Consider the following 270-nt stretch of genomic DNA (forward strand, 5'->3'; position numbering starts at 1 on the left):
GAATCCTGCGAGGCACTGGAGAGTTTTTCTTAATGCGCAGGAAGTCCTTTCAGACGAGTGAATCCATGATTGAAATCACCGCAGACGCCGAAGCGATCATAAAAGGGGCAATACTGTCGTTCGTCGCGACGGTCAATGAGGATGGGACGCCGAATCTTTCGCCAAAGGCCTCCTTAACGGTCAGGAATGGCAAGCTCTACTTCGCCGATATCGCGTCGCCCGGGACGTTGAGGAATTTGAATGCCAACGCCGCCGTCGAGATCAACGTAG

At 53.3% G+C, this 270-nt stretch carries 1 protein-coding gene; it reads left to right on the forward strand.

The annotated features are described in order from the left end of the window. Positions 1–65: 65 nt before the first annotated feature. A partial coding sequence (locus AB4Y42_RS44485) for a pyridoxamine 5'-phosphate oxidase family protein (RefSeq protein WP_368697930.1) occupies positions 66–270 on the forward strand: 205 nt, incomplete at its 3' end.

The organism is Paraburkholderia sp. EG286B, assembly GCF_040965655.1.
Taxonomy (GTDB): domain Bacteria; phylum Pseudomonadota; class Gammaproteobacteria; order Burkholderiales; family Burkholderiaceae; genus Paraburkholderia.